General features: G+C 41.8%; 20 protein-coding genes, 10 tRNA genes and 3 rRNA genes. 30 read left to right on the forward strand and 3 right to left on the reverse strand.

What is annotated here, in order from left to right; all coding sequences use genetic code 11:
- The first annotated feature begins 8 nt into the window (after positions 1-8).
- The 9 genes from uxaC (at position 9) to AC4E8C_RS00930 (ending at position 11,104) form a co-directional block, all read left to right on the forward strand.
- Positions 9-1,421 (forward strand): glucuronate isomerase, encoded by a 1,413-nt coding sequence (gene uxaC, locus AC4E8C_RS00890; protein ID WP_490209530.1) that lies wholly within the window; start codon positions 9-11, stop codon positions 1,419-1,421.
- 16 nt (positions 1,422-1,437) lie between these two features.
- Entirely contained in the window at positions 1,438-2,484 is a 1,047-nt protein-coding gene (gene uxuA / locus AC4E8C_RS00895) for a mannonate dehydratase (protein WP_490209532.1), read from the forward strand.
- Between the two features lie 25 nt (positions 2,485-2,509).
- A complete protein-coding gene (locus tag AC4E8C_RS00900; RefSeq protein ID WP_490209533.1) occupies positions 2,510-3,364 on the forward strand; it encodes an SDR family oxidoreductase in 855 nt (284 codons plus the stop codon).
- Positions 3,365-3,513: 149 nt separating this feature from the next.
- Positions 3,514-4,353 carry an HAD family hydrolase gene (locus AC4E8C_RS00905; protein WP_490209535.1) on the forward strand — a complete coding sequence of 280 codons (840 nt, stop codon included), beginning with the start codon at positions 3,514-3,516 and terminating at the stop codon, positions 4,351-4,353.
- A 17-nt stretch (positions 4,354-4,370) separates the two neighbouring features.
- Entirely contained in the window at positions 4,371-6,113 is a 1,743-nt protein-coding gene (locus tag AC4E8C_RS00910; RefSeq protein ID WP_490209537.1) for a glycoside hydrolase family 3 protein, read from the forward strand.
- An 81-nt stretch (positions 6,114-6,194) separates the two neighbouring features.
- Positions 6,195-8,498: a glycoside hydrolase family 2 protein gene (locus AC4E8C_RS00915; RefSeq protein ID WP_490209539.1), complete on the forward strand. Its 2,304-nt coding sequence runs from the start codon at positions 6,195-6,197 to the stop codon at positions 8,496-8,498.
- Positions 8,499-8,636: 138 nt separating this feature from the next.
- Complete coding sequence (locus AC4E8C_RS00920) at positions 8,637-9,080, forward strand: YbaK family protein (protein WP_490209541.1); 444 nt, start codon at positions 8,637-8,639, stop codon at positions 9,078-9,080.
- Between the two features lie 90 nt (positions 9,081-9,170).
- Positions 9,171-9,887 carry an N-acetylmuramoyl-L-alanine amidase CwlD gene (gene cwlD / locus AC4E8C_RS00925; RefSeq protein WP_490212428.1) on the forward strand — a complete coding sequence of 239 codons (717 nt, stop codon included), beginning with the start codon at positions 9,171-9,173 and terminating at the stop codon, positions 9,885-9,887.
- Positions 9,888-10,051: 164 nt separating this feature from the next.
- Positions 10,052-11,104, forward strand: coding sequence for an Mrp/NBP35 family ATP-binding protein (locus tag AC4E8C_RS00930; RefSeq protein WP_490209543.1), 1,053 nt, complete (start codon positions 10,052-10,054; stop codon positions 11,102-11,104).
- Positions 11,105-11,187: 83 nt separating this feature from the next.
- Here AC4E8C_RS00930 and gerD read toward each other — a convergent pair whose 3' ends face one another.
- Positions 11,188-11,754 carry a spore germination lipoprotein GerD gene (gene gerD / locus AC4E8C_RS00935; protein ID WP_490209545.1) on the reverse strand — a complete coding sequence of 189 codons (567 nt, stop codon included), beginning with the start codon at positions 11,752-11,754 and terminating at the stop codon, positions 11,188-11,190.
- A 150-nt stretch (positions 11,755-11,904) separates the two neighbouring features.
- Between gerD and AC4E8C_RS00940 the strand changes: the two genes are divergently transcribed.
- The gene (locus AC4E8C_RS00940; RefSeq protein ID WP_490209546.1) at positions 11,905-12,594 is read left to right on the forward strand and encodes a KinB-signaling pathway activation protein; all 690 of its coding nucleotides are present in this window, start codon (positions 11,905-11,907) and stop codon (positions 12,592-12,594) included.
- 33 nt (positions 12,595-12,627) lie between these two features.
- On the opposite strand, the gene pdaB is transcribed toward AC4E8C_RS00940, so the two are convergent.
- Positions 12,628-13,380 (reverse strand): polysaccharide deacetylase family sporulation protein PdaB, encoded by a 753-nt coding sequence (pdaB, locus tag AC4E8C_RS00945; protein WP_490209548.1) that lies wholly within the window; start codon positions 13,378-13,380, stop codon positions 12,628-12,630.
- Positions 13,381-13,516: 136 nt separating this feature from the next.
- Between pdaB and AC4E8C_RS00950 the strand changes: the two genes are divergently transcribed.
- The 15 genes from AC4E8C_RS00950 to rocF all read left to right on the forward strand — a co-directional run bounded on the left by AC4E8C_RS00950 (position 13,517) and on the right by rocF (position 21,535).
- Entirely contained in the window at positions 13,517-13,747 is a 231-nt protein-coding gene (locus tag AC4E8C_RS00950; RefSeq protein WP_490209550.1) for a hypothetical protein, read from the forward strand.
- A gap of 268 nt (positions 13,748-14,015) precedes the next feature.
- Positions 14,016-15,565 (forward strand): 16S ribosomal RNA (locus AC4E8C_RS00955).
- A gap of 192 nt (positions 15,566-15,757) precedes the next feature.
- Positions 15,758-18,694: ribosomal RNA gene (locus AC4E8C_RS00960) — 23S ribosomal RNA — on the forward strand.
- 138 nt (positions 18,695-18,832) lie between these two features.
- A 5S ribosomal RNA gene (rrf, locus tag AC4E8C_RS00965) occupies positions 18,833-18,949 on the forward strand.
- Together the 16S, 23S and 5S rRNA genes with 10 tRNA genes alongside form the textbook arrangement of a ribosomal RNA operon.
- A 14-nt stretch (positions 18,950-18,963) precedes the next feature.
- Positions 18,964-19,038, forward strand: a tRNA-Asn gene (locus AC4E8C_RS00970).
- Positions 19,039-19,066: 28 nt separating this feature from the next.
- Positions 19,067-19,139: transfer RNA gene (locus AC4E8C_RS00975), tRNA-Thr, on the forward strand.
- Between the two features lie 14 nt (positions 19,140-19,153).
- Positions 19,154-19,228 (forward strand) — tRNA-Glu (locus AC4E8C_RS00980).
- 5 nt (positions 19,229-19,233) lie between these two features.
- A tRNA-Val gene (locus AC4E8C_RS00985) sits at positions 19,234-19,309 on the forward strand.
- Between the two features lie 22 nt (positions 19,310-19,331).
- A tRNA-Thr gene (locus tag AC4E8C_RS00990) sits at positions 19,332-19,407 on the forward strand.
- Between the two features lie 19 nt (positions 19,408-19,426).
- Positions 19,427-19,511: transfer RNA gene (locus AC4E8C_RS00995), tRNA-Tyr, on the forward strand.
- 49 nt (positions 19,512-19,560) lie between these two features.
- Positions 19,561-19,635 (forward strand) — tRNA-Gln (locus tag AC4E8C_RS01000).
- A gap of 2 nt (positions 19,636-19,637) precedes the next feature.
- Positions 19,638-19,710, forward strand: a tRNA-Lys gene (locus AC4E8C_RS01005).
- Positions 19,711-19,770: 60 nt separating this feature from the next.
- Positions 19,771-19,845 (forward strand) — tRNA-Gly (locus AC4E8C_RS01010).
- 9 nt (positions 19,846-19,854) lie between these two features.
- A tRNA-Ala gene (locus tag AC4E8C_RS01015) sits at positions 19,855-19,930 on the forward strand.
- Positions 19,931-20,635: 705 nt separating this feature from the next.
- Positions 20,636-21,535, forward strand: a complete 900-nt coding sequence (gene rocF / locus AC4E8C_RS01020) for an arginase (RefSeq protein WP_490209552.1) — start codon at positions 20,636-20,638, stop codon at positions 21,533-21,535.
- Positions 21,536-21,570: 35 nt separating this feature from the next.
- On the opposite strand, the gene AC4E8C_RS01025 is transcribed toward rocF, so the two are convergent.
- The gene (locus tag AC4E8C_RS01025; RefSeq protein ID WP_490209554.1) at positions 21,571-21,729 is read right to left on the reverse strand and encodes a Spo0E family sporulation regulatory protein-aspartic acid phosphatase; all 159 of its coding nucleotides are present in this window, start codon (positions 21,727-21,729) and stop codon (positions 21,571-21,573) included.
- A 188-nt stretch (positions 21,730-21,917) separates the two neighbouring features.
- On the opposite strand from AC4E8C_RS01025, the gene sigW reads away from it, so the two are divergent.
- The 5 genes from sigW to glmM all read left to right on the forward strand — a co-directional run bounded on the left by sigW (position 21,918) and on the right by glmM (position 26,676).
- Positions 21,918-22,481, forward strand: a complete 564-nt coding sequence (sigW, locus tag AC4E8C_RS01030; protein WP_490209556.1) for an RNA polymerase sigma factor SigW — start codon at positions 21,918-21,920, stop codon at positions 22,479-22,481.
- Between the two features lie 17 nt (positions 22,482-22,498).
- Entirely contained in the window at positions 22,499-23,122 is a 624-nt protein-coding gene (locus tag AC4E8C_RS01035; protein WP_490209557.1) for a zf-HC2 domain-containing protein, read from the forward strand.
- 130 nt (positions 23,123-23,252) lie between these two features.
- Positions 23,253-24,077: a diadenylate cyclase CdaA gene (gene cdaA / locus AC4E8C_RS01040; protein WP_490209559.1), complete on the forward strand. Its 825-nt coding sequence runs from the start codon at positions 23,253-23,255 to the stop codon at positions 24,075-24,077.
- Positions 24,070-25,290 (forward strand): CdaR family protein, encoded by a 1,221-nt coding sequence (locus tag AC4E8C_RS01045; RefSeq protein ID WP_490209561.1) that lies wholly within the window; start codon positions 24,070-24,072, stop codon positions 25,288-25,290. Before cdaA ends, AC4E8C_RS01045 begins: the two co-directional genes overlap by 8 nt.
- Before the next feature lie 36 nt (positions 25,291-25,326).
- Positions 25,327-26,676: a phosphoglucosamine mutase gene (gene glmM / locus AC4E8C_RS01050; protein ID WP_490209563.1), complete on the forward strand. Its 1,350-nt coding sequence runs from the start codon at positions 25,327-25,329 to the stop codon at positions 26,674-26,676.
- Positions 26,677-26,900 lie beyond the last annotated feature (224 nt).

The raw sequence follows: 26,900 nt of genomic DNA on the forward strand, positions 1-26,900 counted from the left end.
AGTAGAAAATGGGATCATTTATTCATGATGATTTTATGTTGAAAAATAAAACAGCCGTTGATTTATACCACAATTATGCTGAAAAAATGCCAATTTATGATTTTCACTGCCACTTATCTCCACAGGAGATTGCTGAAAACCGGAAGTTTAATAATATTACGGAGCTCTGGCTGGCAGGTGATCACTATAAATGGCGCGGCATGAGAGCAAATGGAATCGACGAACGTTATATTACCGGTGATGCGAGCGACAAAGAAAAGTTTGCGGCTTGGGCTAAAACGGTGCCTAATACGGTAGGTAATCCTCTTTATCATTGGACTCACTTAGAATTAAAGAAATACTTTGGAATTGAAGAATTACTAAGTGAAGATAACTGGGAACGTATCTGGGAACAATGCAACGCCTTATTGCAGCAAGATGATTACTCCGTTCAGGGTTTAATTAAACGATCTGATGTAAAGGTGATTTGTACAACGGATGATCCAACCGATGATTTGTATTACCATGACCAAATCAAACAAAGTGATTTCCCTGTTGTCGTTGTTCCGACTTTCCGTCCTGACAAAGGATTAGAAATCAATAAAGATACTTTTGCAGGGTTCGTTGAACAACTAGAAATGATAACAAATAAGAAGATATCGTCCTTTGAAGAATATTTACAGGTGCTTGAAGAAAGAGTGGAATATTTTCATCAAAAAGGCGGACGTGTATCTGACCATGGTTTGGGAGAAATCCCATTTTCCACTGCGGAACCAAGTGAATTGAATGCTATTTTTCTTGCGGGACGCACTGGTAATGGTGTCAGCATAGACGATGAAAAGAAATTCAAAACAGCTGTCCTTCTTTTCTTAGGAAAATCCTACAAAAAGAGAGATTGGGCGATGCAAATTCATTTCGGTGCGATCCGAAATAATAATACGAGGATGTTTAACAAGCTGGGACCTGATATTGGCTTTGATTCCATTAATGATCAAGGCGAAGTTGCTACACCTTTAAATGCCTTATTAGATGCCTTAGATCAAGATGGGTCATTACCAAGGACCATCCTATATAATCTAAATCCAGTTTATAACGATCTAGTTGGCAGCACATTAGCTAACTTCCAAACGGAGCCAGGGATTGCAGGGAAAATACAACTTGGTTCAGGCTGGTGGTTTAATGACACCAAGCAGGGAATGCTTCGCCAATTGAATGCACTAGCAGACCAAGGATTATTGATGCATTTTGTCGGGATGCTGACAGATTCACGAAGCTTTATCTCTTATAGTCGTCATGAATACTTCCGCCGGATTTTATGTAATCTTGTGGGTTCATGGGTGGAAGATGGAGAATTACCGAATGATCAAGCATTGTTGCAAAAGCTAATTGAGAATATTTGTTATAACAATGCAAAAAACTATTTTAGCATAGAGGTTAATTAATAGGAGGCGTTTTATTATGGAAATGGGTTTCCGTTGGTATGGCAAAACAGATACGATTCCATTGGAGTATATCCGTCAAATTCCCAGCATGAAAGGTATTGTAACAGCAATCTATGATATCCCGGTTGGAGAGGCTTGGCCTTTAGAAAAAATTCAAGAATTAAAAAGCACGGTGGAAGAAGCTGGTTTACACATCTCCGTTATTGAAAGTGTTCCTGTACATGAGGACATTAAAATCGGTTTACCAACTCGTGATAAATACATTGAAAACTACAAAGAAACGATCCGTAATTTAGGTAAAGCTGGCATTCCTGTTGTATGTTACAACTTCATGCCGATCTTTGACTGGACACGTACGGATTTAGATTACCGTCTTCCAGATGGTTCAACAGCCCTTATTTTTGAAGAAGAAGTGGCGAAGAAAATGGATCCGCTGACTGGGGAATTATCTCTTCCAGGATGGGACAGCAGCTATAAAAAAGAAGACTTACAAATTCTATTTGATCACTACAAAAATGTAGATCATGAAACACTTTGGGCTAACTTAGAGTATTTCATTAAAGAAATCATCCCAGTTGCAGAAGAAGCCGGCGTTAAAATGGCAATTCATCCGGATGATCCACCATTCGATATCTTTGGATTACCACGGATTATCACCAACAAAGAAAACCTTGAAAGATTTGTTAACTTATACGACAGCCCATATAATGGCTTAACGATGTGCAGCGGTTCGCTTGGCTGTAATCCAGAAAATGATTTCCCTGAAATGCTTCGTTATTTTGGAAAAAAAGGCCGCGTAAACTTTGTTCATGCTCGTAACGTAAAACATACAGGTGGAATGTCTTTTGAAGAATCTGCCCATGTATCAGAATACGGTTCACTAGATATGTACGAAATCATCCGTGCAATGAAGGACTTTGATTACACAGGTCCAATTCGCCCAGACCATGGAAGAATGATTTGGGGAGAAACAGGTAAACCTGGCTATGGATTATTTGACCGTGCATTGGGTGCTACTTACCTAACCGGATTATGGGAAGCAGAAGGAAAAAATAGAAAATAAATAAAAACCTTAGGAGGGTAATATCATGACAGTTCCATTTAAAGTGGATTTAGCAGGAAAGGTTGCCGTAGTAACTGGCGGCGGCGGTGTATTAGGATCTTACTTTGCAAAGGCGTTAGCAGAATGCGGAGCAAAAGTAGCAATTCTTGATCTTAACCAAGAACCAGCAGATAAAGTGGCAAATGAAATCAATGAAGCGGGCGGACAAGCAATTGGTGTCGCAGCTAACGTGTTAGATAGAGATGCACTTGAAAAAGCTAGAGAAATCGTTGAAAAAGAGCTTGGAACATGTGACATTCTTCTAAACGGTGCAGGTGGAAACAATCCACGCGGAACGACTGATGACGAGTTCTTTAATGCTGAAGAAGTTAAAAAGAACCCAGATATGAAAACTTTCTTTGAACTAGATCCTAAAGGAGTAGGTTTCGTGTTTGACCTAAACTTCCTAGGCACATTACTCCCTTCTCAAGTATTTGCAAAAGCAATGACAGAGAAAAAAGGAAGCTGCATTATCAATGTATCGTCTATGAACGCATACACACCATTAACAAAAATCCCTGCCTACAGCGGAGCAAAAGCAGCTATTAGTAACTTCACACAATGGTGTGCAACTTACTTTGCAAAAGCAGGCATTCGTGTAAATGCAATTGCACCAGGATTCTTAGTAACAAAACAAAATGAAAAATTATTGTTCAATGAAGATGGTACTCCAACTGCAAGGACTGGAAAAATCCTTAACAGCACACCAATGGAACGTTTTGGTGAGCCAGAAGAATTAATTGGCGGAGTTCTTTTCTTAGCAAGTGAACAAGCAGCAAGCTTTGTAACAGGTGTTGTCCTTCCAATTGATGGCGGCTTCTCTTCTTACACTGGAGTATAAAAGGATGTTCCTGAGGGTTGTCAATCCAGTTTACTACTGGATTGGCAGCCCCTAAATAGTTTATAGAATGAAGCGTTTACATAAATTGGAGATAAAAACTTTAACAAAGAACGAATATCGGGTGACTTGTTCATCTTGTGGAGGTAGCCATGAAAGAAAATATTACGGAATTTGAAAAAACGAGAGATTTCCTTGTTTGTGTTGACTCTGACGGATGTGCCATGGATACGATGGATGTTAAACATAAAAAGTGTTTTGGGCCAAAAGCGATTGAAGTGTGGGGATTGCAGCCAATCGAGGGTAGATTCATGGAAATCTGGAATGACGTTAACTTATACTCTATGACGCGAGGAATTAACCGTTTTAAAGGCTTAGTTCGAACGTTTGAATTAGCAGCGGAGGAAGGACTAGAAATTCCTAGTATCGCTGCTGTAAAAGAGTGGACAGAAACGACCAAGGAATTATCTAATCCTTCATTAGAAAGAGAAATTGAAAAAAGCAATGATGAACAATTAAAAAAGGCTCTTGTTTGGAGCAATGAAGTAAATAAAGCTATTTCCGCATTATCTGGTGACGATGAACCGTTTCCAGGCGTTAAAGAAGGATTAGCGAAAATCAATAAAGAAGCAGATGTGGCGATTGTTTCTTCTGCCAATGGCGGTGCTGTTCGCGACGAGTGGACAAGACATGATTTAACACCTCATGTCCAAGTAATGCTTGGTCAAGAAGCAGGTACAAAGGCACATTGTATAGGTGAACTGAAAAAGTTCGGTTATGATACGAAAAAAATCCTCATGGTGGGCGATGCCCCTGGAGATTTAGATGCAGCAGAAAAAAATGGTGTGTTATATTATCCAATCTTGGTCGGAAAAGAAGGCTTTTCATGGGAACGCCTTGCAAATGAAGCGTTAGGGAAACTATTAAATGGCACCTTTGACGGGGAATATCAAACCAAATTAATTGACGAGTTCCATTCTAATTTAAAATAGGAGCAGGAGTGGTTTTAATGGCAGCAAAAGTTGAGATTAAAATGCCTAAAGTGGATTTAAAAGCAAAGCCATATCTTTTATCTGATGAGGATATTAAATGGGTAAAAGAAACGATTTCGGGCATGTCGGTTGAAGAGAAAATTGGTCAATTATTCATTAACCTATTTTTCTTCGGCGGCGATCAATTCAGCGGCAATAAATTAACAAATGCAGAAATTATGAATAAATATCACATTGGAGGTGCTCGTTACCAAGGCGGCACTTCGGAACAAGTTCAAGATTTAATTAATGAACTACAATCCCATTCAAAGCTACCCTTATTAGTTGCAGCAAACTGTGACTCCGGCGGGAATGGCGCTATGAATGATGGTACTTATGTGGCAAAAGCTGCAATGTGTGAAGCTTCTGGTGATGAACAAGTATCATTCGATGCAGGATATGTCAGCGGTCGTGAAGAAGAAGCGATTGGTGTAAACTGGAACTTTGACCCATGCGTGGATATCCTTAAAAACTGGAGAAATACGATTGTAAACACCCGTGCATACGGAACAAATGCCGAAACGGTTATTAAGCATACAAACGCCTATATTAAAGGGTTAAGAGAAAGCAATATTGGTGTATGTATTAAACACTGGCCAGGTGATGGTACGGAGGAACGCGATCAGCACTTAGTATTGGGTGTAAATGAATTATCTGTGGATGAATGGGAAGAATCATTCGGTAAAGTATACCGCAACCACATTGAAAATGGTGTTCATTCTATTATGGCTGGCCATATTGCCTTACCAGAATATCAAAAAGCATTAGTCCCTGGTTTAGAAGACAAAGATGTATTACCAGCAACATTAGCACCAGAATTAATTAATGGGCTATTAAAAGATAAATTAGGTTTCAATGGTTTAGTGTTAACAGATGCTACCCACATGTTAGGGATGACTGCGGCAATGCGCCGTGAAGAATATGTTCCACAGGCAATTGCAGCTGGATGTGACATGTTCTTATTCTTTAACGATATTGAGGAAGATTTCAACTTCATGTTAAATGGCTACAAAAATGGTGTCATCACAGAAGAGCGTCTTCAGGATGCATTGGAAAGAATCTTAGGATTAAAAGCTGCAATCGGTTTGCACAAATCCCAAAAAGCAGGCACACTATTGCGCACTAGAGAGGATCTAAAAGTTATTGGCAGTGAAGACCACGTGGCACGTGCAAAAGCAGCAGCCGATAAAGGGATTACATTAGTTAAGAACACGTTAGATCAGCTTCCAATTCGTCCAGAAACTCACAAGCGTATTCGCCTTTACTTCCTAGAAGGTGAAAAAGGCGGTATCTATGAAGCTAGCTCCAAGACTCTTGATTTCATTGTTGCTGAGTTAGAAAGACGCGGCTTCGAAGTGACGGTGAACGATGGGACAACCCGGATTAAAGGTTCTACATTAAAATATCGGGAAGAAGTGGATGCAGCTTTAGTCTTTGCCGATGTAATCGGCTATGGTGCCCAAAACAACTACCGCATTCAATGGAAAACAGCTATGAGTAATGAAGTACCTTGGTATGTGTATGAAGTACCGACTGTTTTCGTATCATTAAACTTCACAACGCACTTAACAGATGTTCCTATGGTTAAGGCTTATATCAATGCTTACAATGATGATGAAATTACCATCAGCAAAACAATTGATAAAATCATGGGTGAATCTGAGTTTAAAGGAACACCAAATGAAAATGTTTGGTGTGGAAAATGGGATACTAGACGATAATTTTTATAAAAGTCAATAGGCAGCTATCAACTAGATAGTTGCCTTTTTAAAAATAATAGGGAGAGTAATGGAGGCGGAAACATGAGAAAAGTTATAAACATTAACCAATCTTGGAAATTTACTAAACAAAATGACGAAGAAGCTAAAGAAAAAAGTTTTAACGATGATACCTGGGAAAGCGTTAATGTCCCGCACACATGGAATGCCATAGATGGTGCAAATGGGTTTGACTACTATAAGGGTGCATGCTGGTATCGTAAAGAATTTTCTTTAGCCGCTCCATCGGCAGGAAATAAAGTGTACATAGAATTTAATGGTGCTAACAGTGTCACGGATGTATTTGTGAATGGCCGCCATCTGGGACAACATCGCGGCGGTTATTCCATTTTCCGTTTCGATATTACTGACGTGGTTGAGTTTGGTAAAACTAATATATTGGCGGTTAAGGTAGACAATACGGTTGTCGAGGATGTTTATCCGCAAATGGCTGACTTCACTTTCTACGGTGGTATTTACCGTGATGTGAATATAGTGATTGCCAACCATGTCCATTTTGATTTAATGGATTATGGATCACAAGGGGTCTATATCGTTCAAGAACAAGTTTCAAATGAACAAGCGAAGTTAACAATTAAAGCAAAAATAGTCAATGACCATGCGGAAGAAAAGAAAGTGAGACTTTGGGTTGATCTTCTTGACGCTGTTGGTAAAAGTGCTGCCTATGCTGCAAAAGAAGTGTTCTTGGCGGCGGGTGAAACCAAGACCGTTGAGGTTCCAGCCACTATTCATAACCCCATACTATGGAACGGTTTAAAAAATGCTTATATGTACACGGCCAATCTTACACTCCAGAGTTTTAATGATACAGTGGATGAATTGGCAATCCCATTTGGAGTGCGTTATTTTAAGGTTGATTCTGAACAAGGCTTCTTCTTAAATGGCGAGCATACCCCATTATACGGTGTTTCCCGCCACCAAGACCGTAAAGATATGGGCTGGGCGATTACGAAAAAAGAACATAAAGAAGATATGGAATTTATCAAAGAGGTAGGAGCTACTTCCATTCGTTTGGCCCACTATCAGCATGATCAATATTTTTATGATCTTTGTGACCAAGAGGGCATGGTGGTCTGGGCGGAAATCCCGTTTATTTCCGTCATGTCAAAAACAGACCTGGAAGGCATTAATCCAAAACAGCAGATGGTTGAACTTATCAGACAGAATTTTAACCACCCATCGATCATGTTCTGGGGAATTCAAAATGAAATCCAAATTGGCGGCGATCGACCTGAGGTTCGGCGACTAGTAAAAGAGCTAAATGAGCTGACAAAAAAAGAAGATCCAACTCGTTTATCAACGATGGCTAATGTTATGTTTGTACAGGAGAAAGACGAATACAATTTTATCACCGATATTGTTGGCTATAATAAATATTATGGCTGGTATCAAGGAAAGACAGAAGACTTTGCTGAGTGGTTAGATGGATTCCATAAAGTCAATCCGCAAGTGAAATTAGGGATTTCTGAGTACGGAGCAGAGGGCATATTACAATACCACAGCAATGATCCAAAGGTAAAAGACTATACCGAAGAATATCATGCCTTATTCCATGAAACCGTTTGGGGGATTTTCTCGAAGCGGCCATACCTTTGGTCAACATACGTTTGGAATATGTTTGACTTCGGTGCAAATATTCGCGATGAAGGCGGCGTAAAAGGAAGAAATAATAAAGGCTTGATGACGTACGACCGCAAGATTAAAAAAGATGCTTTTTATATGTACAAGGCCAATTGGTCCCAAGAAAAGTTTGTCCACATTACCAGCAAGCGATTTGTAGATCGTGCCGATCATTCCATTTCAGTTAAGGTTTATTCCAACTGTGATCAAGTAACGTTGGCAGCAAATGGTGTCGAGGTGGGAGCTAAAACCAGCGATAACCATGTGTTTATTTTTGAAAATGTACCATTGAATTCAGGTTTGAATGAAATTAAGGTACAGAGTAACCAAGATGGAGTTACCTATGAGGATATTGCTTTCTTTAATAAGGTAGAGGAAGCTAACCCAAGTTATGAGGCACCTGAAGCAGAAACAGGCGGTTTAGTAGCCAACTGGTTCACCATGCCGGAAATGGAGGATGTGGAAATAGAGACACTTGAAATTTTAGATGATGTTTATTCCACGCGCTCTACCCTTGGTGAACTGTTGAAGAATGCAGAAACTAGAAAAATAATTGAGAAGTATTTAGTCGGTTTTTCAGAGGACCATCCGATGTTTGCAATGGCAGAGGGAATGTCGATTGATGTATTGGCTTCCATGGCAGAGGAAATGTTTACGGATAAAGTCATGTATATCCTAAATAGAGAATTAACCAAAATAAAAAAATAAATTTAAACGCGCAAGAGGCCGTTCATTACCTGAAGGCCTCTTTTTATATGCTTAAGAAAATTTGGAAAAGGAAATTAGTTAGGTTATTGCATTTCTTGTGACTTCGGGATAAAGAATAGTTGTAAGAGGTGAAATGAAGTGACTGTGATTACAACCTTTAAGGAAAAAAAACGGGAAAAACAAATTAAATACGAGCGTTCCGTTCTGCGGGACTTATCGATTAATACATTAAAAGAGCGAGTAAAGCAATATTTTGGCTCCACTAGTCTTGCTTCAAGCTTTGTCATGAATACAGGAATCGAGGAAGCTTGTTATGATGTTGCACTAGAAGCCTTCCTGCTAGGGGCCAAGTTCAGTAAGTTTGGTTATCATGGTGAAGATCTTGAACAGGTACGGATGCGCTGCTTTAGAGAAGAAAAACATCTCATTGATACGTTATATAACTTTTTATTATATTGGGGAAATGGTCAAGAAGGAGCCATGAGTGAGTCGCTTTATTATTTATGTGAACAATACATCACTGTCTGGTGGAGAGAAGGTTTTGAAAAAGGCCAGAGGCGCCATAAGTTGAGACTGCATTAATATCGAACATTTCTTCTCGTTCTAAATCTGTTCCTTGTCCCATATAGTTTACTGAACATGGACGAGCGGGAAGGAATGATTTGGGTGTCAATGCGAAGATTAAAAATTATGGGCTTTATTGCTGGACTATTAGCATTATTTTTCATTTTACAACATGACTTTAACGAAAATAGCTCGTGGAAAACCTGGAATCTACCATTGTCAGGGAAAATTATTTTATTAGATGCAGGTCATGGCGGCCCGGATGGCGGGGCGGGAACAGGCAAAACACTTGAAAAAGATATTGCTTTAGAAATTACTCATAAGGTCCGGGATTATCTTCAAGAACAAGGTGCTCTCGTCATTATGACCCGAGAAAAGGACGAAGATTTAGCTGATCCTGGCACAAAAGGCTATAGCCGTAGAAAAGTTGAGGATCTTAAGAAGAGATTAAAGATAATTAATACCTCCGATAATGACTTATTTGTTAGTATCCACTTAAATGCCATTCCATCCGCAAGGTGGAGCGGGGCCCAAACCTTCTATGCCCCCCATCATAAGGAAAATGCACGGGCGGCAAAGTTCATCCAAGAGGAGCTCCGCAGAAATTTAGAGAACACCAACAGAAAGGCAAAACCGATTAATCAAGTCTATATATTAAAAAATGCGAAAAAACCTGGTGTGCTGGTAGAGGTTGGCTTTCTCTCCAATCCTACTGAAAAAGCCTTGTTAAAAAAGGAAAGTTATCAGGAAAAAGTAGCTGCATCCATTAATATGGGCATTCTTCGTTATTTTACAAATGAAAAGGAATTAAAGGAAACAGAGTGACTATGCCTTGATCGGCTTAACGGCTCGCCAAACGGCGAGTTTTCTTTGTGATGTATGGAATTTGCCTTTTTATCATTACAAACGTGTGATTCATTTAACTGTTTACATGAAGGATTATGGTATACTGAGAATGGAAACGAATTCAATAGGTGAGGTGTTTTTTTATGTTAACTGATGTGAGAATCCGTGAAGTCCTAGGTGAACTCAAGGAGCCATTTTTACATAAAACTTTAGCTGAATTACATGCAATTGAAGAAATAAAGATAAAAGAAGAAAAAAATCACGTTAGCGTGAAGGTGGCTATTGCAAAAACAGGTACTAGTGAACAGCTGCAGCTGCAAACTCAAATCGTTAACTTGTTAAAAGAAGAAGGTGCTGCAACAGTCGGCATTCGTTTCAGTGAACTTCCGGAATCTGTCCTTGCAGAGCATCGCCAAGCTGAACCAGATGCGGACAAGAATCTCCTTAATTCTAATCAAACAACTTTTATTGCCATTGCCAGTGGAAAAGGCGGCGTAGGTAAATCAACCGTTTCGGTGAACCTTGCTGTAGCCTTAGCGCGACTAGGAAAAAAGGTCGGCCTGATTGACGCCGATATATATGGTTTCAGTGTCCCTGATATGATGGGAATAACCAATCGTCCTGTTGTACGCGGGGAAAAAATTATCCCGGTTGATCGCTTTGGTGTAAAAGTGATTTCAATGGGCTTCTTTGTTGAAGATAATGCCCCTATAATTTGGCGGGGCCCAATGCTAGGAAAAATGTTAACGAGTTTCTTCAGTGAAGTGGAATGGGGAGACATTGACTTTTTACTATTAGACTTACCACCAGGTACAGGGGATGTCGCACTAGACGTGCATACGATGCTTCCTGCATGTAAGGAAATTATCGTCACTACTCCGCATCCAACAGCCGCGTTTGTGGCCGCACGTGCGGGGGCGATGGCTTTAAAAACTGAACATGAAGTTCTTGGTGTTATTGAAAACATGGCCTATTTTGAAAGCCAGCAGACTGGCGAAAAGGAATATGTATTTGGCCGCGGCGGCGGGGATAAGCTGGCAGAAGAACTAAATACTGAGGTACTCGGGCGCCTGCCGCTTAACCAACCAGATTGGAACGATGAAGATTTTGCTCCTTCTGTCTACCAAGAAGATCATCAAATCGGAAAAATTTATTTGGAAATTGCAGAAAAAGTAGCAAGCTTGTTGAAAAAGTAGAAAATAAGCCTCTTCCATGATGGAAGGGGCTTATTTTTGACTGTCCATTTCTGTTAGGTGAATTTGAAGATTAGTTATTGAAGCTACTTTTTGGCAGGAGTTTTTGTTTCCTCGGCAGCCTTTAAGAGTAATTCCTCAATCTTGGCTTTATAAAGAGGGCTGTCAAGGGTTTCGGTAATGACCTTTTGCAGTTGTTCACGGTAATCCTTGCTTTTAAGGGCATCCGCCATTTCCTTTTGAATTTCAGGCTCTTTAAAAACCTCAATCATCATCGCTCTATATTCTGGGTCATTCATTAATCCTTTTAACAGTGCTTGATTCTCTGTTTTCATATTTTTAGCAACGCCTTGAGCAAACTTTGGATCGCTGAATGTTTTCTTCCAAAATTCGATTGCTTTATCAGTTGTTAGTGTTTGTTGTATGGTGTCAGAAACAACCTTTTGATCCATAACCAGCTTTTCCTTCATGGCATCATCGGTCATGACATCTTGTATTGCCTTCTTACCATCATCTGTCTTTAAAATATCCACAACCATTTTTTTTGTTTGGTCGTAATCAATTTGCCCTCCTCCACTGCCTGAATCACTGGAAGAACAGCTCGTTAACATAAACATGACGGGTAGGAGGAGCAATGTGCTTTTCCCTTTCATATAGAGGCTCCTTTCACATAAACATCCTTAAAGTTAGGATGAGAAAAATCAAGGAGATTATACGCGAGTTAGTCAAACTTATAGATTTTTTGAAAGGGGATTGGTACAATCAGAATGGTATTTATTTCGTAGTATTTTGGAGGTTATCTTGTGACAAGCCGTAATTTGGTAAAACTTTTTATGACTACGTTATTAGTTGGCGGGGTCACGACAGCTATAATGGGATTTATCATACGCTGGAATGAATTTCAGCCTTACTTTACTGAATTTAAACTAATTGATATATTATCGACATTAATTTGGTTAATTGCGATGGGTTTTCTATTTAGTTTAATCAGTCAAATGGGCTTTTTCTCTTATTTAACCATTCACCGATTTGGGTTAGGTATTTTTAAATCCACCTCGCTTTGGAATGCGGTCCAAATGGTCCTTCTCCTATTTGGCTTATTTGATTTAGTTTATTTACGTTATGTGAATTTTGCCAAGTCAGGTGATTCCGTTCTCCCTTATTTTGGACCGGCACTGCTGCTGCTCGCTGTTGCACTTATTGTTGCTTGGTTTAAAATGAAACAGACAAATCGTGGGGCGTTTATCCCTGCACTTTTCTTTATGATTGTCGCCACCTTAGTGGAGTGGGTTCCTGTGCTTCGCGAAAATGAAAAAAGCTGGTTTTATCTAATGCTGTTTACTTTACTGGCTTGTAATGCCTATCAAATATTAATTCTTCATAAATTAAACGAACGGTCTGAGCTGGAAAAACAAAAACGGGCGAACACTGCAAAGCCTAATGCAAATAGTAATAAGACTAATAAGAAAATCACAAAAAAACCGTCCTTGTAAGGGCGGTTTTTGTTTAGCCTGGAATAAGGGGATTTATCTAATTTCTTTGGATTGGACATCCCCGTTGGCGATCATTTCGGAAACGGATACGAGTTTCAGCCCTTTTTGACGAATATCGGCTAAGATTAGCGGCAAGGCCTTTGCTGTTTGTTTGGCAGAATCAGAGGCGTGGAGGAGTATGATGTCACCCTTGTCAGCGCCTTTAACATTCTCAACGATTTTATCGACTCCAGGATTTTGCCAGTCTCTAGAATCCACTTTCCAATGAACAACCGTATATTCGTACCTTTTGGCAATTTTTAAGGTGCGCTCATCAAAATGTCCTGTTGGTGCTCGAAGGAGCTTAATATTCTTAACATTTAACTTAGTAAAAACCTCTTGGGCCTTTGAAATATCCTTAGCAATTTTGCCATCCTCTAAATCCTTGTAATCGACATACTCATAACCGAGTATCCCAATTTCATACCCATCTTTTACAATCCGATTGACTAAATCTGGATGGCGTTCAGCCCAGGAACCTGCTAAGAAGAATGTAGCAGATCTGACATTCTCTTTTTTTAACGTGTCTAAAATGGGCTCTGCCTTTTCATCCCCCCATCCAATATTAAAAGTGAGAGCAAGGTCCTTTTCACCACGATAAATGGCCTTTGAACTGTCCTTTGCAGAAAAAACAGGGATTTGCACTAAGTTTTCCAAATAAAGAAACCAAGCGGTAAAAAAAGCTGCAATCAGTACAAGGGATACACTTTTTAAAGATTTGCCATTTAATACAAAAAAGAATTTCATCCTTCCCACCTCGTCCAATACATTCCTTGTCTCAACCTATGCTGAAACTTTTCGTAATATGATTAATTAAATTTAATTATAAAATTTCTATAATTGGAAAAGACTACTATAACTATATTTCTGTGGAGGTTATTGAATGTTTGGATTTCTCATTAACGAAAAAGAAGTAAAGGAAATGGAGTACTTGATTAAAAGAGAGATGGATGAAATATTATATGACTTGCGAGATGATCGAATTGACCATATCGTTAAAAGAGCTATGGAAGAAAGATATAAAATACTATTTACGTTATTTAAAAGGGTTGCTTCCCCTAATGAATGCTTTAAATATATGCGTAAAGGTAAAAGGGACAGAAAAAAAGGCTAATGTGTTGATAAGATTTTAAAATTTTTTTAGAAAATCATTTGACATATATTTATTATCTTGTTATAGTAATAAACGTCGCTGATAACAGTAACAAAAACAACTTAAAAAAGTTGTTGACATTACAAACAACAGATGATATATTAATAAAGTCGCTTTTGGGCGATTGAGTAAATGTTCCTTGAAAACTAAACAAACAAAAACGTCAACAAACAATAATATTAGTTTCATTTGAAACTAAGCCAACGTAACAAAATGAGCTAAATCAACTTTCTCGGAGAGTTTGATCCTGGCTCAGGACGAACGCTGGCGGCGTGCCTAATACATGCAAGTCGAGCGAATCTTCAGGAGCTTGCTCCTGAAGATTAGCGGCGGACGGGTGAGTAACACGTGGGCAACCTGCCTGTAAGACTGGGATAACATCGGGAAACCGATGCTAATACCGGATAATCCTTTTCCTCTCATGAGGAAAAGCTGAAAGTCGGTTTACGCTGACACTTACAGATGGGCCCGCGGCGCATTAGCTAGTTGGTGAGGTAACGGCTCACCAAGGCGACGATGCGTAGCCGACCTGAGAGGGTGATCGGCCACACTGGGACTGAGACACGGCCCAGACTCCTACGGGAGGCAGCAGTAGGGAATCTTCCACAATGGACGAAAGTCTGATGGAGCAACGCCGCGTGAGCGATGAAGGCCTTCGGGTCGTAAAGCTCTGTTGTTAGGGAAGAACAAGTACCGGAGTAACTGCCGGTACCTTGACGGTACCTAACCAGAAAGCCACGGCTAACTACGTGCCAGCAGCCGCGGTAATACGTAGGTGGCAAGCGTTGTCCGGAATTATTGGGCGTAAAGCGCGCGCAGGCGGTCCTTTAAGTCTGATGTGAAAGCCCACGGCTCAACCGTGGAGGGTCATTGGAAACTGGGGGACTTGAGTGCAGAAGAGGAAAGCGGAATTCCACGTGTAGCGGTGAAATGCGTAGAGATGTGGAGGAACACCAGTGGCGAAGGCGGCTTTCTGGTCTGTAACTGACGCTGAGGCGCGAAAGCGTGGGGAGCAAACAGGATTAGATACCCTGGTAGTCCACGCCGTAAACGATGAGTGCTAAGTGTTAGGGGGTTTCCGCCCCTTAGTGCTGCAGCTAACGCATTAAGCACTCCGCCTGGGGAGTACGGCCGCAAGGCTGAAACTCAAAGGAATTGACGGGGGCCCGCACAAGCGGTGGAGCATGTGGTTTAATTCGAAGCAACGCGAAGAACCTTACCAGGTCTTGACATCCTCTGACACTCCTAGAGATAGGACGTTCCCCTTCGGGGGACAGAGTGACAGGTGGTGCATGGTTGTCGTCAGCTCGTGTCGTGAGATGTTGGGTTAAGTCCCGCAACGAGCGCAACCCTTGTTCTTAGTTGCCAGCATTCAGTTGGGCACTCTAAGGAGACTGCCGGTGACAAACCGGAGGAAGGTGGGGATGACGTCAAATCATCATGCCCCTTATGACCTGGGCTACACACGTGCTACAATGGATGGTACAAAGGGCAGCAAAGCCGCGAGGCCTAGCCAATCCCATAAAACCATTCTCAGTTCGGATTGTAGGCTGCAACTCGCCTACATGAAGCCGGAATCGCTAGTAATCGCGGATCAGCATGCCGCGGTGAATACGTTCCCGGGCCTTGTACACACCGCCCGTCACACCACGAGAGTTTGTAACACCCGAAGTCGGTGGGGTAACCGTAAGGAGCCAGCCGCCTAAGGTGGGACAGATGATTGGGGTGAAGTCGTAACAAGGTAGCCGTATCGGAAGGTGCGGCTGGATCACCTCCTTTCTAAGGAATATGCAGTCCTTGTGGACTGATAAAGTTGACCGCTTTTTGTTTGTTTAGTTTTGAGGGAGCAATTCTCTCAATGCACAACATTCGTTCTTTGAAAACTAGATAATCGTAAGAAGAAGCAAGAAAACATCGAGTAATCGCCATTTTAGTTTTCTCTCTTGAGTAATTAAGAGAAATAACCTTTTAGGTTAAGTTAGAAAGGGCGCACGGTGAATGCCTTGGCACTAGGAGCCGATGAAGGACGGGACTAACACCGATATGCTTCGGGGAGCTGTAAGTAAGCTTTGATCCGGAGATTTCCGAATGGGGGAACCCACTGCTCGTAATGGAGCAGTATCTTTACCTGAATACATAGGGTATTGATGGCATACCCGGGGAACTGAAACATCTAAGTACCCGGAGGAAGAGAAAGCAAACGCGATTCCCTGAGTAGCGGCGAGCGAAACGGGACATAGCCCAAACCAAGAGGCTTGCCTCTTGGGGTTGTAGGACACTCAACATGGAGTTACAAAGGAACGGGGTAAATGAAGCGATCTGGAAAGGTCCGTCATAGAAGGTAAAAACCCTGTAGTTGAAACTTCGTTCCCTCCTGAGTGGATCCTGAGTACGGCCGGACACGAGAAATCCGGTCGGAAGCAGGGAGGACCATCTCCCAAGGCTAAATACTCCCTAGTGACCGATAGTGAACCAGTACCGTGAGGGAAAGGTGAAAAGCACCCCGGAAGGGGAGTGAAATAGTTCCTGAAACCGTGTGCCTACAAGTAGTCAGAGCCCGTTCATGGGTGATGGCGTGCCTTTTGTAGAATGAACCGGCGAGTTACGATCCCATGCAAGGTTAAGTTGAAGAGACGGAGCCGCAGCGAAAGCGAGTCTGAATAGGGCGAATGAGTATGTGGTCGTAGACCCGAAACCAGGTGATCTACCCATGTCCAGGGTGAAGTCCAGGTAACACTGGATGGAGGCCCGAACCCACGCACGTTGAAAAGTGCGGGGATGAGGTGTGGGTAGCGGAGAAATTCCAATCGAACTTGGAGATAGCTGGTTCTCTCCGAAATAGCTTTAGGGCTAGCCTCACGTAGTAAGAGTCTTGGAGGTAGAGCACTGTTTGGACTAGGGGCCCTCATCGGGTTACCGAATTCAGACAAACTCCGAATGCCAAAGACTTATCCGTGGGAGTCAGACTGCGAGTGATAAGATCCGTAGTCAAAAGGGAAACAGCCCAGACCACCAGCTAAGGTCCCAAAGTATACGTTAAGTGGAAAAGGATGTGGAGTTGCTTAGACAACCAGGATGTTGGCTTAGAAGCAGCCACCATTTAAAGAGTGCGTAATAGCTCACTGGTCGAGTGACTCTGCGCCGAAAATGTACCGGGGCTAAACGTATCACCGAAGCTGTGGATTGACACCATCAGGTGTCAGTGGTAGGAGAGCGTTCTAAGGGCGTTGAAGCTAGACCGTAAGGACTGGTGGAGCGCTTAGAAGTGAGAATGCCGGTATGAGTAGCGAAAGATGAGTGAGAATCTCATCCACCGAATGCCTAAGGTTTCCTGAGGAAGGCTCGTCCGCTCAGGGTTAGTCGGGACCTAAGCCGAGGCCGAAAGGCGTAGGCGATGGACAACAGGTTGATATTCCTGTACCACCTCTTTATCGTTTGAGTGATGGGGGGACGCAGGAGGATAGGGTAAGCGCGCTGTTGGATATGCGCGTCTAAGCAGTTAGGCTGGTGAATAGGAAAATCCGTTCACCGTGAAGGCTGAGCTGTGACAGCGAGGGAAATTTAGTACCGAAGTTCCTGATTCCACACTGCCAAGAAAAGCCTCTAGCGAGATAAAAGGTGCCCGTACCGCAAACCGACACAGGTAGGCGAGGAGAGAATCCTAAGGTGAGCGAGAGAACTCTCGTTAAGGAACTCGGCAAAATGACCCCGTAACTTCGGGAGAAGGGGTGCTCTTTGAGGTTCATAGCCTCGAAGAGCCGCAGTGAATAGGCCCAGGCGACTGTTTAGCAAAAACACAGGTCTCTGCGAAGCCGCAAGGCGAAGTATAGGGGCTGACGCCTGCCCGGTGCTGGAAGGTTAAGAGGAGGGGTTAGCGCAAGCGAAGCTCTGAATCGAAGCCCCAGTAAACGGCGGCCGTAACTATAACGGTCCTAAGGTAGCGAAATTCCTTGTCGGGTAAGTTCCGACCCGCACGAAAGGCGTAACGATCTGGGCACTGTCTCAACGAGAGACTCGGTGAAATTATAGTACCTGTGAAGATGCAGGTTACCCGCGACAGGACGGAAAGACCCCGTGGAGCTTTACTGTAGCCTGATATTGAATTTTGGTACAGCTTGTACAGGATAGGTAGGAGCCTGAGAAGCCGGAGCGCTAGCTTCGGTGGAGGCGTCGGTGGGATACTACCCTGGCTGTATTGAAATTCTAACCCGCACCCCTTATCGGGGTGGGAGACAGTGTCAGGTGGGCAGTTTGACTGGGGCGGTCGCCTCCTAAAGAGTAACGGAGGCGCCCAAAGGTTCCCTCAGAATGGTTGGAAATCATTCGTAGAGTGTAAAGGCACAAGGGAGCTTGACTGCGAGACCTACAAGTCGAGCAGGGACGAAAGTCGGGCTTAGTGATCCGGTGGTTCCGCATGGAAGGGCCATCGCTCAACGGATAAAAGCTACCCCGGGGATAACAGGCTTATCTCCCCCAAGAGTCCACATCGACGGGGAGGTTTGGCACCTCGATGTCGGCTCATCGCATCCTGGGGCTGTAGTCGGTCCCAAGGGTTGGGCTGTTCGCCCATTAAAGCGGTACGCGAGCTGGGTTCAGAACGTCGTGAGACAGTTCGGTCCCTATCCGTCGTGGGCGCAGGAAATTTGAGAGGAGCTGTCCTTAGTACGAGAGGACCGGGATGGACGCACCGCTGGTGTACCAGTTGTCTTGCCAAAGGCATCGCTGGGTAGCTATGTGCGGACGGGATAAGTGCTGAAAGCATCTAAGCATGAAGCCCCCCTCAAGATGAGATTTCCCATAGCGTCAAGCTAGTAAGAACCCTGAAAGATGATCAGGTTGATAGGTCAGAGGTGGAAGCATGGCGACATGTGGAGCTGACTGATACTAATCGTTCGAGGACTTAACCATTTAATATTAGGTGGACTCGAGTTTTTTTAAAACTTCTTCTGCATTATCTAGTTTTGAGAGAATGAAAAAAGTTTAAAATTTCTCTTGAAAAATTTTAAAAAGGCATTATAATTAAATAGTGTCAATTGAATAATATAGTCTGGCAATTATGGCGAGAAGGTCACACCCGTTCCCATACCGAACACGGAAGTTAAGCTTCTCAGCGCCGATGGTAGTTGGGACACGCGTCCCTGTGAGAGTAGGACGTTGCCAGGCTGTAATCTTATTGTTCCGCAGTAGCTCAGTGGTAGAGCTATCGGCTGTTAACCGATCGGTCGTAGGTTCGAGTCCTACCTGCGGAGCCATTTTTATGTAAACCTTTAAATCAGCTATGCTTCCATAGCTCAGTAGGTAGAGCACTTCCATGGTAAGGAAGAGGTCAGCGGTTCGAGCCCGCTTGGGAGCTTACCTAATAAAATAGGCCCCTTGGTCAAGCGGTTAAGACACCTCCCTTTCACGGAGGTAACACGGGTTCGAGTCCCGTAGGGGTCACCATATTTGGAGGATTAGCTCAGCTGGGAGAGCATCTGCCTTACAAGCAGAGGGTCGGCGGTTCGATCCCGTCATCCTCCACCATAATTTTTCTAAACTATTATTTGCCGGGGTAGCTCAATTGGTAGAGCAACTGACTTGTAATCAGTAGGTTGGGGGTTCAAGTCCTCTCGCCGGCACCATTCTTTTTTAATTGAATATGGAGGGGTAGCGAAGTGGCTAAACGCGGCGGACTGTAAATCCGCTCCCTCCGGGTTCGGCGGTTCGAATCCGTCCCCCTCCACCATTCATATTTTTAAAAAAAGTTGGACATACTATCATTATCACATCATTGTTGGGCTATAGCCAAGCGGTAAGGCATCGCACTTTGACTGCGACATGCGTTGGTTCAAATCCAGCTAGCCCAGCCAGAGAGCCATTAGCTCAGTTGGTAGAGCATCTGACTTTTAATCAGAGGGTCGAAGGTTCGAGTCCTTCATGGCTCATCATAAAATTTTAGTAAAAACCCTGATGATCTTATATGATGGGTTTTTACTTTTGAATATGCGGAAGTAGTTCAGTGGTAGAACATCACCTTGCCAAGGTGGGGGTCGCGGGTTCGAATCCCGTCTTCCGCTCCAACTTTATTTGGGGTCTTAGCTCAGCTGGGAGAGCGCCTGCTTTGCACGCAGGAGGTCAGGGGTTCGATCCCCCTAGACTCCACCATCACACTACATATTTTGCCTTAAATCAGCTTACTGATTTAAGGCTTTTTTATTTTTCAAAGAGTTTCTTGGGGTCTAAACGTAAAATTTCCTAAAGGTAATTTTGGGGTCAAGCCCACTAAAAAATTCCTATACAATTTGAAGTGGAAAGTAAAATGATAAAAGCGGAAAGTAAATGTCCATAAGTGGAAAGTAAAAGAAGAAAAGAGGAAAGTAAATTTCCAAAAGCGGAAAGTAAGACGTTCAAAGTGGACAGTAACGAGAAAAGTTCAGTTAAAAAGGTAATTTAACTTAGTCTCTATTAAGCAATCAGCTATATAAAAAGACGAAGAATTAGATAACAGAGAGGAAAAGTATCTGAGCCAGGCTGCCTTGCCTGGCTCTTTTGCAGATTCTGGGGGTGGATTTTTAGAAGTGGAAAGTAAAATAATGAAAGTGGAAAGTAAATGTTCCAAATCGGAAAGTAAATGAAGAAAAGCGGAAAGTAAATTTCCAAAAGCGGAAAATAAAACGTTCAAAGTGGGTAGTAACGAGAGAACATCGCTCAACCACCAGAACGATCTTCATCCAATGTCTTGTCCCCTCGCTCATAAATTATCAGAACCTTTTTAAAATACCGTATATTTATACATGATTTTGTCGAGTTGAGTCATTTATATGTAAGCAGTTACAATAAAGCTATAATAAGGCAGGGGGGAAACAAATAATGACTAAAAAGTTGTCTATTATTGGTATGCCAATGGATTTAGGTCAAATGAGGCGTGGAGTAGATATGGGGCCAAGTGCCATTCGTTATGCGGGAATCAATGAACGATTAAAACCCTTATTTGATGAAATTCATGATTTGGGTGATATTCCAGTCGGCAGACCTGAAGTAGTGATTGATAAAGAGTCTAACCTGCGAAATTTAGATTTAGTTGCTGAAAAAAGCGCCTTGCTTGCAGAAAAGGTAGATGCCGCAGTCCAATCCGGTTCATTTCCGCTTGTACTCGGTGGGGACCACAGCATTGCTATTGGTACGTTAGCGGGAATTTCCAAACACTATCAGAATCTGGGTGTGATTTGGTATGATGCTCATGGTGATTTAAATACAGCTGAGACTAGCCCTTCAGGAAATATCCACGGCATGCCTTTAGCAGTAAGCATAGGATTAGGGCACAGTAAATTAGTGGAACTCGGTGGTTACTTTCCAAAGGTCAAACCAGAGAATGTCGTGATTATTGGTGCCCGGTCTCTTGATGAGGGTGAGAGGATACTCATTAAGGAAAAGGGTATGAAAGTGTACACAATGCACGAAATAGATCGGTTGGGAATGGCAAAGGTTATGGAAGAAACGATAGAATTCCTAAAGAATCGAACGGATGGTGTTCACCTTTCACTAGATTTGGATGGATTAGATCCAAGTGAATGTCCAGGAGTAGGAACTCCCGTACTAGGCGGAATCAGCTACCGGGAAAGTCATCTTGCCATGGAAATGCTAGAAGAAGCTGGCATCATTACATCGGCGGAATTTGTGGAAGTTAATCCAATCTTAGATGAAAAAAATAAAACGGCATCGGTAGCGGTTGAATTAATGGGGTCATTGTTCGGAGAAAAATTACTATAAAAATAAATCAGCTGCATTTAGTAATTGCAGCTGATTTATTTTTTTAAAAGATCATATTCATTCAATAAACCATCAAGCTTCTTGCTAGTCTCAATCACCGTTTGATGACCGAATGATGTTTCGGCGGCTAAACGGACCATTTCATTCCGACAGCATTCAATTTCTGCTATCAAACGTCTAAAATGAGTAGACATCCTTTCACCTACTTCCCAAAGACCTACTACCTTTTTCTCCTGTATTGAAAACTTTAAACTTATTGGTGTCCAACTTTAGTAAATTTTTGTTAATATTATAGGTATTGAGAAGTTTTTTATTTAAAATGAAACTTTTTCGCAATTCGATTCGTATTAGCGTATAGCAGCATTGGAGCTGAGGTAATTTCATGGAAACGATTGTAAAAAAACGAATAAAACAGGTGATCAAAGGCGACCAAGATGCCTTTGGTGAAATTGTTGAACTATATAAAAACAGTGTTTATCAGCTTTGCTACAGAATGCTGGGAAATCGTCATGAGGCAGAGGATATGGCACAGGAAGCATTTATCCGCGCTTATGTGAACATTAAGTCCTTTAATCAGGATTTAAAGTTTTCGACATGGCTTTTTCGGATTGCCACCAATTTATGCATTGATCGGATGCGAAAAAAGAAACCCGATCATTATCTGGATGCAGAAGTAAAAGGGACAGAAGGGCTAACCATGTATTCACAAATTCCTTCTGATACGCCTTTGCCGGAATCAGAGGTTGAAAGTCTAGAACTCCATGAAACCGTTCAAAAAGAAATTCTTAAGCTGCCTGAAAAATATCGATCAGCTATTGTTTTAAAATACATTGAAGAACTGTCCTTAAATGAAATAAGTGAAATTTTGGACCTGCCGCTTGGTACTGTAAAAACGAGAATCCATCGTGGGCGGGAAGCTTTAAGGCAGCAATTACGATATGTGTAAAGAGGTGAACAAAACAAATGTGTCCAGAACAAATCATCGAACTAATGCATGAATACCTAGATGACGAAATCGATTCTGAAAGAGAACAATTACTGCGAGACCACCTCCAAAGCTGTAAAGAATGTGAAACAATTTTTAATGAACTAAAAAAGACAATAGCTTTCGTACAAAGTACGTCGCATATGCAGGCACCTGCCGACTTCACTGCTAATGTCATGGCTCGTTTACCAAAGGAGAAAAAGAAGGTTTCCATGCAGCGCTGGTTTAAAAATCATCCAATGCTTACGGCTGCAGCTGTTTTTGTCGTTTTGATGATGGGAAGTTTGATTTCTACTTGGAGTCAAGATCAAGAATTCTCTGTATCAAAGCAGAAAAACTTAGTCGTGGAAAATAATACAGTCATAGTCCCAAAAGGAGAAACCGTTAAGGGCGATGTTGTTGTCCGCAATGGGGATTTACAAATAGAGGGTGAAGTTCAAGGCAATGTTACCGTTATTCATGGTGAAAAGTACCTGGCATCTGCGGGGCACGTTACAGGTCAAATTGAAGAAGTAAATGAAGTATTTGATTGGATCTGGTTCCAAATGAAAAGTGCGGCACAAAAAGCAGTCAGTCTCTTTGAACAACCTGCAACTGAATAAAAAGACGAATCACTCCAATGTGAGTGATTTGTTTTTTTAAAAAGATACATATAATAAGTTTATGTTGCATGTATGGTATAATAAATAGGTTCATTCAATTTTTGTTTATGAAAGTTACGGAGGAAAAACAATGCAGTTTGTTGATTTCACGTTATGGAAGTACCTAGCTAGTATTGTTGATATTGCCCTCGTATGGTATGTCATTTACAAACTGATTAATTTGATAAGAGGTACGAAAGCCGTTCAGTTATTGAAGGGTATACTCGTAATTCTTCTTGTCAGAGTTCTCAGTGGGTGGCTCGGCTTAACTACATTAAGCTGGATGATGCAACAGGCCATAAATTGGGGATTTCTTGCCGTTATCATCATCTTTCAGCCAGAGCTTAGAAGGGCTCTTGAGCAATTAGGAAGAGGACGCTTTTTTTCTAGAAGCAGCAGTCAAGATGATGACAATCAAGAAAAAACTGTTGAGGCGATTGTTAAGGCCACCGATTATATGGCAAAACGTCGAATTGGAGCATTAATCTCAATCGAAAGAGAAACCGGTATGGGCGATTATATAGAAACTGGGATCCAGTTAAATTCTACTATTTCATCAGAATTGCTCATTAATATTTTTATTCCTAATACCCCGCTTCATGATGGTGCCGTTATTATTCAAAAAAATATTGTTGCAGCTGCAGCATGCTATCTTCCTTTATCTGAGAGTCCGTTTATTTCAAAGGAACTTGGTACGAGGCACCGAGCTGCCTTAGGAATTAGTGAGGTTACAGATAGTATAACGGTCGTTGTATCAGAAGAAACAGGCGGAATCTCCCTAACTAAAAATGGAGGACTCCATCGCGATTTAAAATTAGAGGAATTAAAAGAGATACTCACGAGTGAATTGATCGTTCATAACACAAAACAGGCATCTTCAGCTCGTTGGAACTGGAGGGGGAAAAATAATGGATAAACTGATGGATAATCCCTGGTTTATAAAAATTCTTGCCTTGTTATTGGCCGTGCTGTTATATTCTTCCATTCCACAAAAACTAACGGATGTCAATGTTCCTGGAAAGCAAACAACAGAGACCATTAAGGACTTTCCGGTAAAAGCCTATTATGATACGGAAAATCTTGTCGTTTCCGGAATTCCTGAAACGGTTGATATCACGTTAAAAGGGCCTAATACACATGTTCAAAATGCTAAGGCATTAAGGAACTTTGAAGTATTTGTAAACTTGGCAGATGCCAGGGTAGGAAAACAGAAAGTAAAATTAGAGGTTAAGGATTTATCGGATAAATTAAAGGCCACTTTGAAACCTGCTACTGTAACTGTTACGGTCCAAGAAAAGATTACCAAGGAGTTTAAGGTGGAAGCAGAATTTAATACAAGTCAGATTGAAGACGGGTATTCTGCGGGACAACCTGTGGTAAAACCAAATAAAGTTAAGATTACAGGTGCGAAGAGTGACATTGACAAGATTGCCTTTGTAAAGGCAACGCTTGAAGAAAAGGATAAATTGAAAGAGACCACTTCAGGAGAAGCACGCATACAAGTATTGGATAAAGACTTAAATAAGTTAAATGTGGCGGTTGAACCGCAAATTGTTACAGTAACTATACCAGTGAAAAGTAACACTAAGACGGTGCCAATTAATATTGTGAGAAAAGGAACAGCTCCCACTGGAGTGACGATTGAATCAATAGAAATTGATGAAAAAGAAGCGAAGATTACGGGGGATGAGGATATTCTTAAGAATACAGAGAGTGTCCGTGTAGAAGTAGATTTAAGTAAAATCACGGAAAACACAACCCTTACGCTGCCTGTTATTATCTCGAATGGGATTACGAAAGTAACCCCTCAAATAGTCAAGGCAACAATAGTTGTAAACAAACAAGAAGAGAAGACAGTCTCGGGTGTCCCTGTGAATATAAAGGGATTAACGGATAACTTAAAGGCAGAAATTACGGATCCCACAAGTCACACATTAAATTTATTGGTGAATGGACCAAGTGAGGCAGTGACAGGATTAACCCCTCAAGACTTTTCTGTGTTTATAGACTTGACAGGTTTAACTGAGGGCAGCCATGATGTCAACATTCAGGTAGAAGGTCCAAAGAATGTGAAATGGACTCCTGATAAATCGACTGCAAAAGTGACGATAACAACCAATAATGCCTAATAACCAGCAATACATGTTGAAGGAGAGATTTTTAAAATGGGAAAATATTTCGGTACCGATGGGGTACGTGGAGTAGCAAATAGCGAATTAACACCGGAAATGGCCTTTAAATTGGGCCGATTTGGCGGGTATGTTCTAACAAAGGATAAAGATCGTCCCAAGGTTATAATTGGAAGGGATACACGTATATCGGGACATATGCTTGAAGGAGCGCTCGTGGCAGGCTTACTTTCAATCGGTGCAGAAGTCATGCGTTTGGGTGTCATTTCAACTCCTGGTGTAGCTTATTTAACGAAGGCCTTAGGCGCCCAAGCAGGTGTAATGATTTCCGCTTCTCACAATCCAGTAGCAGATAACGGAATTAAATTCTTTGGTCCTGATGGCTTTAAATTATCAGATGATCAAGAGCTAGAAATTGAATCGTTAATTGATTTACCAGAAGATCAATTGCCACGGCCAACAGGTGAAGACTTAGGTCTTGTCATGGATTATTTCGAAGGTGGTCAAAAGTATCTCCAATACTTAAAAAATACAGTGGATGAAGACTTCTCAGGCATTCATATTGCTTTAGACTGTGCCCATGGTGCTACTTCTTCATTAGCAAACCATCTTTTTGCTGATTTGGATGCAGATTTATCTATGATGGGTGCATCACCAAATGGATTAAATATTAACGCCGGAGTGGGCTCTACTCACCCAGAAGCTCTTGCTGCACTTGTAAAGGAAAAAGGGGCCGATGTGGGTCTTTCTTTTGACGGAGATGGCGATCGTCTGATTGCAATTGATGAAAACGGAACGATTGTCGATGGTGACCAAATCATGTATATCTGCGGGAAGTACATGAAGGAACAGGGACGCTTAAAGCATGGTACGATTGTCTCGACTGTTATGAGTAACCTTGGTTTTTATAAAGCCTTAGAAAGCCATGGAATCCATAGTGTACCTACGGCTGTTGGGGATCGCTACGTAGTGGAAGAGATGAAGAAGAATGGCTTTAATCTTGGTGGCGAACAATCTGGGCATATTATTTTCTTAGACTATAACACAACAGGTGATGGTCTTTTATCAGGGCTGCAATTAGTCAACATAATGAAGGTGACTGGAAAACCATTATCCGAGTTAGCAGGAGAAATGAAGAAATATCCGCAAAAACTGGTCAATGTCCGCGTAACGGATAAACACCATGTGACGGATAATCAAAAGGTAAAAGAAGTGATCGAAGAAGTAGAAACGGAAATGGCAGGAAACGGAAGAATCTTGGTTCGTCCTTCTGGAACGGAACCACTTGTCCGTGTTATGGCAGAGGCAGCAACAGAGGAATTGTGTTCATCCTATGTCGATCGTATTGTGACTGTAGTAAAAGAAGAAATGGAATTAAAGGAATAGGGCATTCTACTTTGAAAAATGTCCAGCTTCAAGCCATAAGCCGCTGACCAGGGTGCTTGCGCTTTTCTTTATATGCATAAGGGAACGGAACAAGTCCCTTATGCATATTTTATTATGTACGATGTACTTGCAATTGGAAACAATCTACTAATTCCTAATAATAGTTGACGAAATCGTCAGGTCATAGTAGTATTAACTTGCTTTGTTTTTCAAAGCATGTTTTA

The sequence above is a fragment of the Neobacillus sp. SRL179 genome (assembly GCF_984799095.1).